Origin of the sequence: Dysgonomonas massiliensis (assembly GCF_900240225.1) — a bacterium.
GTDB lineage: Bacteria > Bacteroidota > Bacteroidia > Bacteroidales > Dysgonomonadaceae > Dysgonomonas > Dysgonomonas massiliensis.
On sequence record NZ_OEPV01000002.1, the window covers coordinates 202,233 to 218,896 of the forward strand.

General features: G+C 37.7%; 14 protein-coding genes. 9 read left to right on the forward strand and 5 right to left on the reverse strand.

Annotation, left to right across the window (positions count from 1 at the left end; genetic code table 11):
- Positions 1-5: 5 nt before the first annotated feature.
- From C1A06_RS03095 to C1A06_RS03135, 9 genes are all read left to right on the forward strand, one after another.
- The gene (locus C1A06_RS03095; RefSeq protein WP_101688760.1) at positions 6-1,013 is read left to right on the forward strand and encodes a hypothetical protein; all 1,008 of its coding nucleotides are present in this window, start codon (positions 6-8) and stop codon (positions 1,011-1,013) included.
- A gap of 120 nt (positions 1,014-1,133) precedes the next feature.
- The gene (gene lpxD, locus C1A06_RS03100) at positions 1,134-2,174 is read left to right on the forward strand and encodes a UDP-3-O-(3-hydroxymyristoyl)glucosamine N-acyltransferase (RefSeq protein ID WP_185116810.1); all 1,041 of its coding nucleotides are present in this window, start codon (positions 1,134-1,136) and stop codon (positions 2,172-2,174) included.
- 23 nt (positions 2,175-2,197) lie between these two features.
- Complete coding sequence (locus C1A06_RS03105) at positions 2,198-3,583, forward strand: bifunctional UDP-3-O-[3-hydroxymyristoyl] N-acetylglucosamine deacetylase/3-hydroxyacyl-ACP dehydratase (protein WP_101688762.1); 1,386 nt, start codon at positions 2,198-2,200, stop codon at positions 3,581-3,583.
- Between the two features lie 8 nt (positions 3,584-3,591).
- Positions 3,592-4,377, forward strand: coding sequence for an acyl-ACP--UDP-N-acetylglucosamine O-acyltransferase (gene lpxA, locus C1A06_RS03110; RefSeq protein WP_101688763.1), 786 nt, complete (start codon positions 3,592-3,594; stop codon positions 4,375-4,377).
- A 225-nt stretch (positions 4,378-4,602) separates the two neighbouring features.
- Positions 4,603-6,924, forward strand: a complete 2,322-nt coding sequence (locus C1A06_RS03115; RefSeq protein WP_101688764.1) for a cation:proton antiporter domain-containing protein — start codon at positions 4,603-4,605, stop codon at positions 6,922-6,924.
- 11 nt (positions 6,925-6,935) lie between these two features.
- Positions 6,936-7,427 (forward strand): GNAT family N-acetyltransferase, encoded by a 492-nt coding sequence (locus tag C1A06_RS03120; RefSeq protein WP_101688765.1) that lies wholly within the window; start codon positions 6,936-6,938, stop codon positions 7,425-7,427.
- A 131-nt stretch (positions 7,428-7,558) separates the two neighbouring features.
- A complete protein-coding gene (gene trxA, locus C1A06_RS03125) occupies positions 7,559-8,056 on the forward strand; it encodes a thioredoxin (RefSeq protein WP_101688766.1) in 498 nt (165 codons plus the stop codon).
- A 93-nt stretch (positions 8,057-8,149) separates the two neighbouring features.
- Positions 8,150-9,097 (forward strand): cysteine synthase A, encoded by a 948-nt coding sequence (gene cysK / locus C1A06_RS03130; RefSeq protein WP_101688874.1) that lies wholly within the window; start codon positions 8,150-8,152, stop codon positions 9,095-9,097.
- Positions 9,098-9,476: 379 nt separating this feature from the next.
- Positions 9,477-9,851: a hypothetical protein gene (locus C1A06_RS03135; protein ID WP_101688767.1), complete on the forward strand. Its 375-nt coding sequence runs from the start codon at positions 9,477-9,479 to the stop codon at positions 9,849-9,851.
- Positions 9,852-10,099: 248 nt separating this feature from the next.
- Here the strand turns inward: C1A06_RS03135 and C1A06_RS03140 are convergent, their stop codons facing one another.
- The 5 genes from C1A06_RS03140 to dxs all read right to left on the reverse strand — a co-directional run bounded on the left by C1A06_RS03140 (position 10,100) and on the right by dxs (position 16,561).
- The gene (locus C1A06_RS03140) at positions 10,100-10,594 is read right to left on the reverse strand and encodes a hypothetical protein (RefSeq protein WP_101688768.1); all 495 of its coding nucleotides are present in this window, start codon (positions 10,592-10,594) and stop codon (positions 10,100-10,102) included.
- Positions 10,595-10,606: 12 nt separating this feature from the next.
- Complete coding sequence (locus C1A06_RS03145) at positions 10,607-11,692, reverse strand: CapA family protein (protein ID WP_101688769.1); 1,086 nt, start codon at positions 11,690-11,692, stop codon at positions 10,607-10,609.
- 72 nt (positions 11,693-11,764) lie between these two features.
- A complete protein-coding gene (locus C1A06_RS03150) occupies positions 11,765-13,231 on the reverse strand; it encodes a TrkH family potassium uptake protein (protein WP_245871992.1) in 1,467 nt (488 codons plus the stop codon).
- 13 nt (positions 13,232-13,244) lie between these two features.
- Complete coding sequence (gene trkA / locus C1A06_RS03155; protein WP_101688771.1) at positions 13,245-14,582, reverse strand: Trk system potassium transporter TrkA; 1,338 nt, start codon at positions 14,580-14,582, stop codon at positions 13,245-13,247.
- 20 nt (positions 14,583-14,602) lie between these two features.
- Complete coding sequence (gene dxs / locus C1A06_RS03160) at positions 14,603-16,561, reverse strand: 1-deoxy-D-xylulose-5-phosphate synthase (RefSeq protein ID WP_101688772.1); 1,959 nt, start codon at positions 16,559-16,561, stop codon at positions 14,603-14,605.
- Between the last annotated feature and the right edge of the window lie 103 nt (positions 16,562-16,664).

A 16,664-nucleotide genomic window follows, 5' to 3' on the forward strand; every position in this document is an offset into this window, starting at 1 on the left:
ATCGAATGTCATATATAGCAATACAGCGTAGAATAGCTAAAGGAAAAGGACTTCTTGTCTTTTCTATCGTCTTTGCTGTTCTTGTCAGAATACTGTATTACTATTTGTCGAATGATAATTATCAAGCAAAGCAATATCCCGATGCAGGGTATCTTTGGCAGTTGATAGCACCTTTTTTTAGCGAACAGATTTATTCGGTATTGGTTGCAACCATTAGTGTGGCTTTGTTAGCCTTGCTGTGTAATTATCTGGATGTAAGAAATGTAATATTACGCGAGAAATCTTCGTTGGCTCCTGCATTTATAATACTCTTGTTTAGTTCGCATGTGACTTTCTTCGAGATGAGCCCTTACTATGTGGCAGTCTTACTGATGTTATGGGCTATCAATGAGCTTTTTGCGGCTTACCATTCGGACGTCCGGGCAATACCTACAGCCAATATAAGCGCAGTTATTGCTTTAGGGAGTTTGTTCGAGCCGATCTTAGTCCTTTATTTCGTGCTATTCATAGTGGGATTTTCGATGATGCATATATTAGATATCAAAAGCTTGATATCTGCATTACTGGGTTTTGCTTTTGTGTTGGTACCTGCATATTTTATTAGTGTGACTACGAATACAGAGGCTCTGTTTCTTAGCGCATTTGAAGGATTAAACATCAATGCATTATCGCAAATTCCGGTTCTTACCTTTGGGTATTTTGAATTGGTATTAGCTTTGATCTCTGTATTTGTTTTTGGCTGGTTGTGTATACATAATTACATGACAAGCTATAAAGATAAGATCCGGACACGCGTGTTTATCTCTTTCTTAGGGATAGTGCAATTGTTTACAGTACTGGGGCTTTATTTGCTCAATTACAATTATTTGATGAATATCTATATAGGAATAGCTATAGGTTCAATACTATTAGCTCATTATTTTACAGTTACAGTGCAGCGAATTATGATTTTTGTATTCTGGCTGATACTAACTATTTGTTTATTAGTTTCCTATATCTCTTTTGTCGAGTAATTTGATATAAATATTTTGAGGCGTATAGCTTATTTTCGCCATAAAAAAGCTATATTTGGAAAATTATTGTTTAATTCGCGTTTAATTTGCGAATTTTGTATTTTAAAACTTGTTATGCATATATCCTTTAAGGCGGAGCAAATTGCTCAAGTGTTGAATGGGACTGTAGAGGGAGATCCTCAGACAGAGGTAAATAGCTTTTCGAAGATAGAAGAAGGTAAACCTGGTACATTGACTTTCTTGGCCAATCCCAAATACACACCATATATATATACAACTAAAGCAAGTATTGTTTTAGTTAACAACGATTTCGTTGCAGAACATCCAATTACAACTACACTTATAAGATGCGAAAATGCTTATGCAGCTTTAGCTATATTGTTAGATATGGTTGATAAGATGAAACCGCAGAAAAAAGGTATTGAAGAGATGTCTTTTATAGCACCTGATGCAACTGTAGGAACTGACGTATACGTTGGGGCTTTCAGCTATGTGTCAAGTAATGCGAAAATCGGAAACAATGTAAAAATTTATCCTCAAGTATATATCGGAGACGGTGTTGTTGTTGATGATAATACAATCTTATACTCGGGTGTAAAAATATATTCAGGCTGTCGTATCGGTAAAAACTGTATCATCCATTCGGGTGCAGTTATCGGATCGGATGGATTTGGATTTGCTCCTGAAAATGGTGTTTATAAGAAAATACCTCAGTTAGGTTATGTTATTGTTGAGGATGATGTAGAAATAGGTGCAAATACAACTATAGACCGTGCAGTGATGGATGCAACCATCATTCATAAAGGTGTTAAACTAGATAATCTAATACAGATTGCGCACAATGTCGAGATCGGCGAAAATACAGTAATGGCAGCCCAGGTAGGTATCTCTGGATCTACTAAAGTTGGTAAAAACTGTATGTTTGGGGGGCAGGTCGGTCTTGGTGGTCATATCACTATTGCTGATGATGTAAACATTGGTGCACAGTCGGGTATTATAAGTAATATAAAAGAGGGAGCTAAAATATTAGGATCACCGGCTATGCCTGTTAAAGACTTTTTCAAAGCCAGTGTTGTACTCCCTAAATTGCCAGAAATGTATAAACAACTGGCTCAACTGCAAAAAGAAGTAGAAATGCTTAAGCAGGAAAGAAACAAATAATCCAAAACTTAACTCACTTGATTATGGATAAACAACATACACTCAAAGAAAGTTTTACGCTTGAAGGCAAAGGCCTCCACACGGGGCTGCCAATCATAATAAAATTTAACCCTGCAGATATAAATGAAGGGTATAAAATCAAGCGTGTAGACTTGCCCGAGCAACCAATAATAGATGCTTTGGCGGAGAATGTAGGTAACACTCAGCGTGGTACCGTTCTTATGAAAGGGGATGTGGCAGTAAGTACTGTCGAACATGCAATGGCAGCACTCTATGCACTAGGTGTAGATAACTGTTTGATAGAAGTTAATGCTCCTGAATTTCCAATATTGGACGGAAGCTCAATACGCTATGTCGAAGAAATAAAAAGAGTAGGTCTGCAAGAGCAGAATGCTGATAGAGATTATTATATAGTACGTAAGAAAATGGTTGTTAAGGATGAGGAAACTGGTTCTCAGTTGATCCTTCTTCCGGATGATCAATTCTGTGTAAACTCTTTTATCGAATTTGAATCGAAATATATTCCGAATCAATCGGCTACATTAGATGATATATCGGAGTTCGAAACAGAAATTGCAAGCTGCCGTACATTTGTATTCGTACGCGAGATACAAAAACTACGCGAAGCAGGTCTTATCAAAGGAGGAGACTTGGATAATGCAATTGTTATTTACGAAAGACAAATCTCTCAAGATGCACTTGACGATTTAGCAGACTTGATAGGTGTGCCACGTAAAAAAGCTGACGAACTAGGATATCTGAATAATAAAGAGATTCAATATCCGAATGAACCGGCAAGGCATAAATTGCTAGATATTATTGGTGATATGGCTTTGATTGGTAAGCCAATTAAAGGTCGTGTTATAGCGACTCGTCCGGGTCATAAAATAAACAACCAGTTGGCAAGAGCTATCCGTAAGCAAATTCGCTTGAATGAAGTTCAACCGCCAATCTATGATCCAAATGCAGAACCTGTATTTGATATCAATCAGATCAAGAAACTATTACCTCATAGATATCCATTCCTGATGGTCGAAAAGATTATCGAAATTGGCCAACGTCATATTGTCGGTGTTAAAAATTTAAGTGTAAACGAATTACTCTTTCAAGGGCATTTTCCTGAAGAGCCGGTTTTCCCTGGAGTATTGCAGGTAGAGGCTATGGCTCAGATTGGAGGACTTTTGGTATTGTCTCAAGTAGATGAGCCTGAAAGATATTCGACATACTTCTTGAAGATAGATAACGTTAAATTCCGTAACAAAGCAGTTCCGGGTGATACGCTAATCTTCCGCCTTCAGATGATGACAGAGATCCGTAGAGGTATTGCCAATATGAAAGGATTTACTTTTGTTGGCGATAAGTTAATATCGGAAGCAGAATTTACAGCGCAAATTGTAAAAAATAAATAACGAATTTTATGTCAAGCATATCAAATCAAGCTTTTATCCATCCTGAAGCTAAATTAGGTAATAATGTCACAGTTGAAGCTTTTGCTTTTATTGATAAAAATACCGAAATCGGCGACGGAACATTGATCATGTCAGGTGCAAATGTTAGAGAAGGAGCACGCATCGGTAGAAACTGTATTATTCATCCGGGAGCTGTTATAGCTGGAGTACCTCAAGATTTGAAGTTCAAAGGAGAGGAAACCACTGCAGTTGTAGGTGATAATACAACAGTGAGAGAATGTGTGACCATTAGTCGTGGAACAGCTTCGAAAGGTACTACTATAGTAGGTAGCAACTGCTTGTTGATGGCTTATTCTCATATTGCTCACGATTGTGTTTTACAAAACAATATAATTGTAGGAAACGCAACACAATTGGCCGGAGAAGTAGAAGTGGACGACTTCGCTATCATAAGCGGCGGTGTTTTGGTTCACCAATTTACACGTATAGGACGTAATGTTATGATTCAAGGCGGAACGCGTCTTGGTAAAGATATACCTCCTTACATAATAGCTGGTCGCGAACCGGTTTGTTACTCGGGTGTGAATATCGTAGGTTTGAGAAGACATAGCTTCTCGAATGATAAGATTAATGAAATACAAGATATATATCGTGTTATTTATCAATCGGGTCATAACTTCTCGGATGCAGTAGCAGTATTGGAGAGGGATTATGAAAGAACTCCTGAATTGGAAAATATTACGCAGTTTATCAAGACTTCAAGTCGTGGTATTGTAAGAGGATATTTGGGCTAATTCTAGCCTGATATTAGATACAAAGAAGCTGCATAATAAAATATGTGGCTTCTTTGTTAATATAAAACACGAACCAAGACAAATTTTGTGCTACAATTTTACTATTTTTGAGAAAATACAAAACAACCTACATATAATGGGGATTTTCAATGACTTCAATATCTGAATTTCCTGAGTAGAATTGTTATTCTCATTGCTAATTTATAATAAAACTAGACGATCATTATGACTCATATGCCGCCTATTATCAGCGATTTGGCTTTTATGCTAATCGTTGCTGGAATTGTAACAATAATTTTTAAATGGTTAAAACAACCTATTGTTTTAGGGTATATTATTGCAGGTTTCCTGACAGGACCTCACTTTGATATATTCCCGACCGTAACTGACACAGAAAGTATTAATATCTGGGGAGAAATTGGGGTTATTTTCCTGCTCTTTGGGATGGGATTGGAATTCAGCTTTAAAAAGCTTATTAAAAACGGGAAAACTGGTTTCATAACCTTGTTGATGATTGTCCTGGGGCTCGGTGTTACAGGTTATTTTCTCGGAACCTGGATGGGATGGGGTCATTGGAATAGTCTGATATTAGGCTGTATGCTCTGTCTGTCATCAACGACTATTATTGTTAAAGGTTTTGAAGATCCTAAATATAGAGGCAAACACTTTACAGAAGTAGTATTTGGAATCCTGATATTTGATGACCTATTTGCAATTCTAGTGATGGTGTTCTTGGGTACAGTTGCGATTAGCCACCATGTAGAAGGTTCGCAGATGTTGATGAGCTCAGGTAAACTTATCTTCTTCATGGTTGTATGGCTTGTTTGCGGAATCTTTATTGTTCCAACTTTCTTGAAGAAAGTAAAGCGTTGGTTAAACGATGAAACATTGTTGATCATATCTCTTGGTATGTGCCTGGGGATGGTTGTTTTTGCTGTAAGTGTTGACTTATCTTCGGCTTTAGGAGCCTTCATTATGGGATCTATCCTTGCCGAAACTGTAGCCTTAGAGAATATTGAAAGAGTGACCAAGCCTATAAAAGACTTCTTTGGTGCGATTTTCTTTGTATCGGTAGGGATGCTTATGGATCCGATGATTGTTGTAGAACACTTCAATAGCATCATTCTCATAACTATATTGGTTCTTGTTGGTAAGATTGTATTCACTACATGGGGAGCACGCCTATCGGGCGAGTCAATGCATGTTTCTATTCAATCTGGCTTTAGTATGGCTCAGGTAGGTGAATTTGCTTTTATTGTTGCCGGTACAGCAATCAGCTATAAATTAGCTGATGACTTTATCTATCCAATAATTATTGCAGTGTCTATTTTGACGACCTTTACTACTCCTTATCTGATGTCGGCTAGTACTGGAGCTTATAATTTGATGATGAAGACAGTCTCACCATCTATGAGAGAAAAGATATTGGCTCGTGATAAAGAATTAGCGACTCCTAAAGAAACTACTACATGGGGTGAATTTGTGAAGAATTATATCTATAATATTATAATATTCATATCTCTTGCTATTGCGGTGGTTGTAATGTCTACTAAGTTTATATATCCTTATCTTTTGGAACACATAGATCAGTTGTGGGCAAGTCTGATTAGCTTGGCTATAACATTGGTTGTAATAGCACCAATATTGAAAGGTCTGGTGTATCGTGGAGGAGAACAACCATTCTTGATCTTGAAACTTTGGAAGCAGCACCTTAAGCATCGTATTGTATTGTCAATATTGATCGTGTTACGTTATCTTATAGCTTTTGCTTTTGTGTATTATATCTTCTGGACTTATCTTGATATTCCAGTATGGGTATCTGGAGTAGTGGCCGTTGTTCTATTGTTCTTATTGCTTCGCTCGAAATATTTGTTGAAGCTATACTGGAATATGGAGTATAGATTTGTACTGAACTTCAATCAGCGAATTATTAGTGATAAACGCAAAAGTTCGAAAGAACAGGAAGGTACAACTACTACATTTGAGCTAACGTCTGAGAGCTGGATAGAGCAGAATCTATATGTTGGCAAATTTAAGATAGAAAAAGAATCAGTCTATGAAGGAGTAATGTTGAAAGATACAGACTTCAGATCGCGTTATGGTTTGATTATAATAGATGTATTTCGCAACTCAACAGATCTTTTCTATCCAAACGGAGAGTTTGTATTGTTAGGAGGAGATGAGATAACTGTTGTCGGTAATATTATGCAGATTAACCAATTGTCATCTGAAAAGAATCAGATAGACCTAGATAAGACATCTCTAAAGACAATACACGATTTTGCTAAAATTCAAGATGAAGACCCTAACTCGCAAATGAAGTGCATTTCGTTTATTGTAGAAAAGGACTCAGGTCTTTATGGTAAAAGTCTTCTTCAATCAGAGATGGGTAAGAGAGGTCGTGCTTTCGTTATCGGAATAGAGCGAAGTAGCGGCTATGAGATTAATCCTTCTGCAGCTACTATCTTCGAAGAGGATGACTTGGTTTGGATCGTAGGAAATAAAGAAAGTGTATATGCGGTAATCAACGAGAATTTTCACTGCTAATTCAGACGAGAATGAACTTGAGGCAGGCTAATATAGAAGATATATCTGTTATACAAGAAATTGCTGAAATAGCTTTCAGAGAAACATATAGCTCGATACTCTCAGCTGAGCAATTGAGCTATATGCTAGATATGATGTATAGTACTTCTTCATTAGAAAGACAACTGAGAGAAGGACAAGAATTTATACTTCTAAGTGAGGCTGATACATACTTGGGCTTTGTTTCATACGAAGCCAATTATGATGGCAGAGGTGCTATGAAGTTGCATAAATTGTATCTCCTTCCGCAATATAAAGGGCGAGGCTTAGGTAGGATCCTTGTCGAAGCTGTCTTGCAAAAAGGACATGAGTTAGGAGCTGTAGCTGTCCGTTTAAATATGAATAGAAATAATCAAATCTACGACTTTTACACCCATCTGGGATTTGTTGTAGTAGGTGAAGAAGATATTGATATTGGTAGCGGATATCTGATGGAAGACTATATTTTTGAAAAGACCTTATAGAAATTATATATGCGATATTTATTGTGAATAATTTGATCGATTCGTGATAATTACCTTTATTTACAAACTATAAATGCTAGAAGCATGTATATGTGTGCTTTGTAGTAGTTGTTAAAGATATAGAAAGACAAATGAAAAAAATATTACTATTTACCGCCCTTTTTGTTATAACTTTAGTATCGTGTATCGGAGGAGTGTCTTCTGATGTAAAAGCGCGTGATAAGGAAGCAAAAGCATTGGACGTAGTTGAGACCCAAGGAAAAACAAAGATTGTTCATTTAACTTTAGATGAGTTTCGTCAGAAGATTGCTAATATTGATCGTAATACTAAGGAGTGGAAATATTTGGGCGATAAACCGGCAATCATAGATTTCTATGCAGACTGGTGTGGACCCTGTAAAAAGATAGCTCCTATTTTAGAAGAGTTGGCTAATGAATATGCCGAAGAAATATATATCTACAAAGTAGATACTGACAAAGAGCAAGTTCTAGCTTCTTTGTTTGGCATAAGATCGATACCGGCACTTTTATTTGTACCTATGGAAGGTGAGCCACAAATGGCTCATGGAGCATTACCGAAGGATAAACTGAAACAAGGAATTGATGAAGTCTTATTATTGAAGAAATAATATAACTCAGACAATTAACTATATACGATCCCTTGTTGCAGTAATGCAGACAAGGGATTTTTGTTTAAACTAACTATAACTATATAAATGATTATGAAAAAAATCGCACAAAAATTAACAGACCTAGTAGGGAATACCCCTTTGATGAAGCTAAATAATTTCGAAAAAGGACATAATGCAGGAGCGAACCTTATAGCGAAACTAGAATATTTCAATCCGCTTTCGAGTGTGAAAGACCGTGTAGCTAACGCAATGATAGAAGATGCAGAAGCTTCTGGCTTATTGAAGCCAGATAGCGAGATCGTAGAACCTACAAGTGGTAATACGGGTATAGGCTTGGCTTTCGTGGCTGCAGCTAAAGGCTATAAGCTTACACTTACTATGCCAGAAACTATGAGTATAGAGCGTCGTAATCTGTTGAAAGCGTTAGGAGCTAATATCGTATTGACTCCGGGTGCAGCAGGTATGAATGGTGCAATTGCCAAGGCTGAGGAGATGCAGGCTACTAATCCTAAGGCTATCATTCTACAGCAATTTATCAATCCGGCTAATCCTGCAGTACATAAGAAAACTACGGCCGAAGAAATCTGGAGAGATACCGATGGTCAGGTTGATGTTTTTGTAGCTGGTGTAGGTACTGGTGGTACAGTTAGCGGAGTAGGTGAGGTGCTTAAAAAATACAATCCGAACGTTAAGATTGTAGCCGTTGAACCTGATGCTTCTCCTATATTGTCGGGTGGACAACCTGGACCTCATAAAATTCAGGGTATTGGCGCTAACTTCGTGCCTAAGAATTATAATCCTGTTGTAGTTGACGAGGTGTTTCGTGTGACGAATGACGATGCTATGAGAACCGGAAGAGAGCTTGCTCGCGAAGAAGGTTTGTTAGTAGGTATTTCTTCAGGAGCAGCTGCTTATGCGGCTTTGCAATTGTCGAAAAGACCAGAATTCGCTGGTAAAAATATAGTTGTATTGCTACCTGATACAGGCGAACGATATTTGTCGACTGACTTGTACGCATTTGATACATATCCGTTGTAGTAAACTCATTTCTAGGTATCTATATGATGGGATAATTGTTAAAATAACGATTGTCCCATTTTTATATGCTTGATAAATTGATACAGTTTATATCTCATATATAGAGTTTATTCATCTTTGTCTGTTCCTTGTAATTTCTTGATATTTAGATATATTGTTCCTGTTGTTGCGTTTTGTGTTTTGTCAAAATGATACTTCCTTCAAGTTTTCAGTGTAAAAATGTCACTAATAATTTGTATGTTATAAAACATATTTGTATCTTTGTAGTGTAGAAAAAGAAAACACTTAAGGATACCATGAAATGACTAAGCAAGTCATGGTGTCCTTATTTTTTTTGCTACAAATATGAAATATTAAAAACAAATTAAATTTTTAAATTATGAAACGTTTATTATTATCAAGTGTATTTGCTTTAGCGTTGGTAAGTTCTTCTTTTGCAAGCGAAGGTGATCTAGTAGCTAAATTAGACAACTCAAAAACTGTAGATCGTATATCTCGTTATTTGTCAGCTGACTATTCTCAAAAAAGTGATCTAAACTACGTATTCGAACTAGCTAACAAAAAATATGTAAGCTATATGAAAAAAGGTCTTTCATCAGAAGAAGCTGCTTCAAAAGCACTAAATTTCAGCTTAGCTAATACAAAAGTAGTTTTATCAAAAGAACAATACCACAAATTCCTATCCTTGATCAATGTAACAATGAATAACACTAAAAAAATCAGCGAAAATGAACTACTTGCTAACAAACAATAAGAGTTTTACAAATACATATCAGAAAGGTTGTTTCTTCAATGCATGAGACAACCTTTATTTTTTGTCCTTCTCCTGATAAAAAGTAACACTTTACTACAGAATATTATCCGATTTTTTATCCCTCTACTTGGCTATTTGTTAAAAAGTAACACTTGTGTACAACTTTCCGAATAATTACAATCTGACACTCTATTTTCTATATCAATATCCAATTTATCAAAGATCTCTCTTTTCTGTATAGATAAAGTTTATTCATTAAGAGGATTATATCCTAAACAATATTGTATAATATCATCAGGAGTGATGGATGGCTCTTGCTTATAGATTTTGCTGTAAATCAATACTGAGTTTGATCTGCTACCAGTTTGAGGAGCAACAATAAATCCATAGCGAGGAGTATCGAAAGATTCATCGATTTCATTAATAATAATATTTTCATCTTTTTCAGTGTAGTATTGACGGATATTACTATATTTCTCTCTATGCAGATTTATATCCATGTGATGTACATCACTAAATATTTCAAAATATCTAACAGAATTGCCATCTTCATAAAGTATTATGTGCAGCATGTAATCTTCTACATATACTGAGTGGTATATAGTGCCTATTTCGTTGAGTAACTCACTCTTTATCCCTTTTCCTGTCAGATTATGACATTTCGAAAGTATAGCTTCTACATTATCCGTAAATTTGAAAATACCTAATCCTTCGTATGGGGCTATTATTAATTGGTCTTTCATAATAGGTCATATTTATTGATTCCAATATGCTTCTACAGTCTTTTTTGCTGTTTCCGAGAAACTTTTCATAAGCTTGTAATTTTCCTCTCCTAAGTATTCTTTGCCTTTGTCGTCTTCATATTTCTCAGTTGGCAATAGTTCGAAAAAATTGAAGTTCCCGTGTTTATCCTTTGTTTTGTGTACCCAGACTAGTGAATAGCTGCAATCTTCTATTGTTACTTTTTTATCCTTCTCTTTGCTGATTGATACGTTTGCCATCATGCCACCGGTGGTATTTACAAGTTTCATTCCTGAAACAAAATTGCCCAGCGAGTAAATAATTACTGCATCAATCTCTTCGTTTTCATTATAACGGATATCGATCGGTTGCACCACATGTGGATGATTGCCAACTACTATCTTTACTCCATTTGCTATAAGGAAGTTTGCAAGCTCTTTCTGCTCTTTATTGGGCATAAGTTTATACTCGTATCCCCAGTGCATATTTGCAATGATTATATCAGCTCTCATGGCTTTGGCTGCAGCAATATCTTTTAGTATGGTTGGCTTATCAATATAGTTGACAATGTTGGGTGATGTTTGTTTTATTCCATTTGTGCCATATGTATAGTTTAACATAGCTATACGTATACCATTTCTGATCATCATCAACGGATAGTAGAGTTCTCTCTTTGTCGAATCTACAAATGTACCGGTATGTAGTATTTTCAAGGAATCAAGCACCTCGATAGTTCTCTCCAGACCTTTTTTTCTTCTATCCAATGAATGATTGTTTGCCGTCAGAAAAATATCAAATCCACTGTTTTTCAATTCTGATGCAAACTCGTCGGGAGCTGAGAATTGAGGATAACCTCTGTATGGCTTTCCTGCTAAAGTAACCTCCAGATTCACTACTGCAATATCAGCAGCTGTTATTTTATCCTTGACTTTTTCAAAATAAGCTGAATAATCGAACCCGTCAGTGGTTCGGGCAACATTTATCTGCGATTGATGTTGCATAGCATCTCCAGCAAAAAGGAAACTGACTTCCTTTTTCTGAGCATGTATCCCGATAAAATATATTAATGCGAGTATTATTGTAAGTGCGCTTTTGTGCATAAATAAAGTGTAAGGATTTCGATTAAGTCGTAAAAATAACGAAATAATCTAAATATCAACAAAGTAGAGTGATTACTTCTTCCAGAAAGTAGGCATGAATAGCGATAGTACTGTAAATACTTCGAGACGGCCTACCAGCATGATGAATCCCATATACCATTTCGCTCCGGCCGATACGTTGGCGAAATGTCCGGTTTCGGCTTCAGATCCCAATCCTGCTCCAATATTACTTATCGAAGCAATGGAAGCACCGATAGCACTTTCGAAGTTCATTCCCATCAACGACAAAACGACACAGCTGATAACCAATATACCAACATAAAGAAACATGAATGCCAAAACTTTGGTTACTGTATCTACTGGTACTACTTGTTTGTTGATGCGTACCGGAAGTATGGCTGTGGGATGTACCTGACGCTTGAATTCGTTGATTGTGTTTTTGAAAAGAACTATTACGCGGACAATCTTTATACCTCCCGATGTTGAACCTGAGCAGGCGCAGAATAGCATCAGAATAAGCATCATGAAAACATAAAACGAACCCCATCCGGCATAATTGTGGAAGGTGAATGCCGTAGAACTGATACCCGAAATCACATGGAAAAGAGAGGTTCGGAATACTTCTTCTACATTCGTAAACTTGCCTGATGCAAGCAGGCAGATAGCAAATACTATCGTGAAAAATAGAACAATGCATGCATACCATCTGAACTCTTCGTTTTTGAGCAGCTTTTTGGGCATACCTTTTATAAGGAAGAAAATGAGCGCAAAGTTTATACCTCCGATGAACATGAATATACTTAGTACATATTGTATGTATGGTGAATCCCAATAAGCAATGCTATTTTGTTTGGTAGAGAATCCTCCTGTAGCAACCGACGACATGGCATGGCAAATAGAGTCGAACAGATTCATCGGGCCAACCCATAGCAAGAGCGTCAATGTGACTGTTATTATTATATAGATAATCCAAAGATGCTTGGCAATTTGTGTTACGCGTGGCTGAAACCGTTCATGGACTATACCCGTAGCTTCGGCATCATACAGAACGGATGCATTACCACCTATAATAGGAATAATAGCCAAGGCAAAGACGATAATTCCAATACCTCCAATCCATTGCGTAAGACTTCTCCAAAACAAAAGACCTCGAGGTACATTATCTATATCAGTTAAGATGGTTGCACCTGTGGTTGTGAAACCCGAAATTGTTTCGAAAAAAGCATCAGTTATGTTCGGTATAACGCCACTTAAATAAAAAGGCAACATACCGAATAAAGATAATGACACCCATGTAAGAGTTACGGTAAGGAAGCTTTCGCGTTTGGTAATAGGGCGTTCGTAGTCATCTGTACCAATCAGGCGGACAAATATTCCCGAAAAGAAAGTGATTACAGAGCTTAGAAGCATGGCGTCTCCTGCCATTTCATGCGAATAGAATGAAATAATAGTAGATAGCATCATAAACATCGATTCGATGATGAGTATGAAACCAACTGTTTTTAGGACAAATCGATAATTAAAATTTAAGGTTCCCATTCTACTGCTTGTATTACTTGAACAGACGTTCGGCATCTTTCAGGGTTTCTCCCAGACAGAATACTACAACGCGGTCATATGGTTCGATAACGGTATTACCATCAATAATGACGGGCTCTCCGTTGCGAACCAATCCTCCCAGTGTTACATTTTTAGGGAAAGATATTTTCTTTATTTCTTTTTGTGTGATTCTCGAATTAGGTGCTGCTACTATCTCTGCTACATCGGCATTGGCAACCATCAGTGATTTGATGTTGCTGACATCGGCATTAAGCAGGAATCGGTAAATATTGTTTACCGTAATCAGCTTTTTATTAATGATTGTACCAATATCCAGATTCTCAGCCAGTGATATGTAGTCCATATTTTCCACTTCGGCTACAGTCTTGATCACACCTTTGCGCTTCGCTGCCATACATGCCAGAATATTTGCTTCGGAGTTACCGGTCACGGCAACAAAGGCATCCATATGATCTATACCTTCGTCAACCAAAGCACCAACGTCCCTGCCATCTACATTATATATTGTCACATTTGGCGGAAGTACATCGAGCAGTGTTTCGCACTTTTCGCGATCCGACTCGATCAGTTTTATATCTATACTATCAGATAGGTATTGTGCTGTTCGGATTGCAATACGGCTACCTCCCATGATCATGACGTTCTTTACGTCGTAATTTCTACGTCCGATCAGTTCAGGGAGATCGTTCACGAAATCCTTTGTTGTCATGAAAAATACGGTGTCACCGGCCAGTATTTGATGATCACCTCGGGGAATTATGGTTATATCGTTACGTTTGATGGCAACAATATGGAATTTCTTTTGTTCGCTGCTGAAATCGTATAAGAATTTCTTATCAAGTGGTGCCCCTACTACTACATTTGCCCCTATCAATATCAATACACCTCCGCACATCTCGGTCCACATTTTCAACCAAGGACGTTTTATTGCCGAAACAATTTCTCTGGCTGCCAGCATCTCGGGGTAAACCATCGAATCGACACCTAGATTCTCGAAAAACTCTTTATGTTTTGGTAAGAGATATTCGTAGTTATCGATACGCGCAAAAGTTTTCTTAGCTCCCATTTTGGAAGCTAACATACATGATGTGATGTTGACTGACTCGTCGGGCGTCACACCGATAAATAAGTCTGTATTTTTTATGCCAATTTCGGCTAAGTCGGTCAATGATGTTGATGATCCTACCATTGTAATCATCTCCAGATTATTTTTCGAAAAATTGAGTTTTTCTCTGTCCGGATCAATAACTACTATATCATGGTTCTCGGCCGAAAGCAATTTCGCCAAATGTGTTCCAACGGCTCCTGCGCCTGATACAACAATCTTCATATCATTGAACGTTTATTTTACTACTGACCTTGTAGTTCTTCTACATGTTTGTTTGCCTCAGGCTTATGTGCCGGGCAATCGGCAAGTGCTTTTCTTATTTGTTTGCTGATACCTTCTTCATCAATGCCGCATACTTTGGCTAGAATATCCACAGCTCCGTGTGTCACAAATTCATCCGGTAAACCGATGCGCGTAACAGAAACATTATTATACCCATTATCAGCAAAGAATTCGAGCACGGCACTACCTAAACCTCCCATCAGAGTTCCGTTTTCGACAGTAACTACTCGTTTGAAGTTTTGACCAACTTCGTTTAGTAGATCTTTGTCCAGCGGCTTCAAGAATATCATATCGTAATGAGCAATACTATATCCTTCGGCTTCTAATTTTTCTATTACTCTGCTTGCTGAATTGCCAATAGGACCTAGGGTTAGTACTGCCAGATCTTTACCATCTTTCAGTTTGCGGCCTTTGCCTATTTCCAGATTCATCATGTCTACATTCCAATCCACGAGTTCGCCTTTACCTCTAGGGTAGCGGATAACGAATGGGCCATTATTTGCATATACAGCAGTGTGCATCAAGTGGCGGAGATAATGCTCGTTGTATGGCGAAGCAATTGTCAGATTTGGAATACAGCGCATATATGCAAGGTCGAAAGCTCCGTGATGCGTAGGCCCATCTTCGCCGACAAGTCCAGCGCGATCGAGACAGAATATTATGTGAAGTTTTTGCAATGCGACATCGTGTATTACCTGATCGTATGCACGTTGCATAAATGATGAATAGATGTTGCAGAAAGGCAGTAAGCCATCTTTAGCCATCCCTGCCGAGAATGTAACGGCATGAGCTTCGGCAATACCCACGTCGAAAGATCTGTTAGGCATTTCTTCCATCAGGTAAGTCATAGAGCATCCCGAAGGCATAGCCGGAGTTACACCTACTATTTTCTCATTTTGTTTAGCGAGTTCTACTAGCGTATGACCAAATACGTCTTGATAGAGCTGAGGCTGATCTGTTTTACTGGCAACAATTCGCTCACCGGTTTCCTTATTAAATTTTCCCGGAGCATGCCAGATAGTAGCTGCTTTTTCAGCAGGTTCGTATCCTTTACCTTTCACTGTATGGATATGTAGCATCTTAGGACCTTTCATATCTTTCAGAACCTGAAGAATACGAATTAGTTCGGCAAGATTGTGCCCGTCGGTTGGACCGAAGTAGCGGATATTGAATCCTTCGAATAAGTTATGTTGTTTTACCAAGAGGGATTTCAAGCTGTTATTGAAGCGTAGAATAATATTTTTTTCGCTTTCCGAGATTAGTTTCTCTTTCTTGAATTTTTGGTAAACGTTGTTACGTATTTTGTTGTATGTAGGCGATGTAGTCAGTTTTACCAAATAATCACGAAGTCCACCAACATTGTTGTCGATGGCCATGTCGTTGTCATTCAATATTATTAGCATGTCGTTTGGCTGCGAACTGGCATTGTTTAATGCCTCGAAAGCCATACCTCCGGTCATCGAACCATCGCCGATAACTGCTACAACTTTTCGGTCTTCGTCTTTCAATTCAGATGCTACGGCCATACCTAATGCTGCCGATAGCGAGTTTGAAGCGTGTCCGGCTATGAATGAGTCGTATTCGCTTTCTTCTGGATTCGGAAAGCCAGACAAACCACCATACTGGCGATTTGTATAGAAACGGTCTTTTCGTCCGGTCAGAATTTTATGACTATATGCTTGATGACCAACATCCCAAACGATATGATCGAATGGAGTGTTGTAAACATAGTGAAGTGCAACGGTCAGCTCAACAGTACCAAGGCTCGAAGCAAAGTGCCCCGGATTTTGGCTTAGCTGATCGATGATGAAATATCGCAGATCCGCACAAAGGGTTTCGAGTTGCTCGATTGTAAGCCCTTTCATGTCGGATGGATAGTTTATATGATCTAATATAGATGTTTTGTATTCGTTATCCATAGGTCGTTTACAAAATGTTATTTTAAGGCTGTAAAGTAGCCGTTAAGGTAACAAAGATATAAAACAAAAGCTAGTTTTTGTGTTATTTTTCTTTTTTTTATAT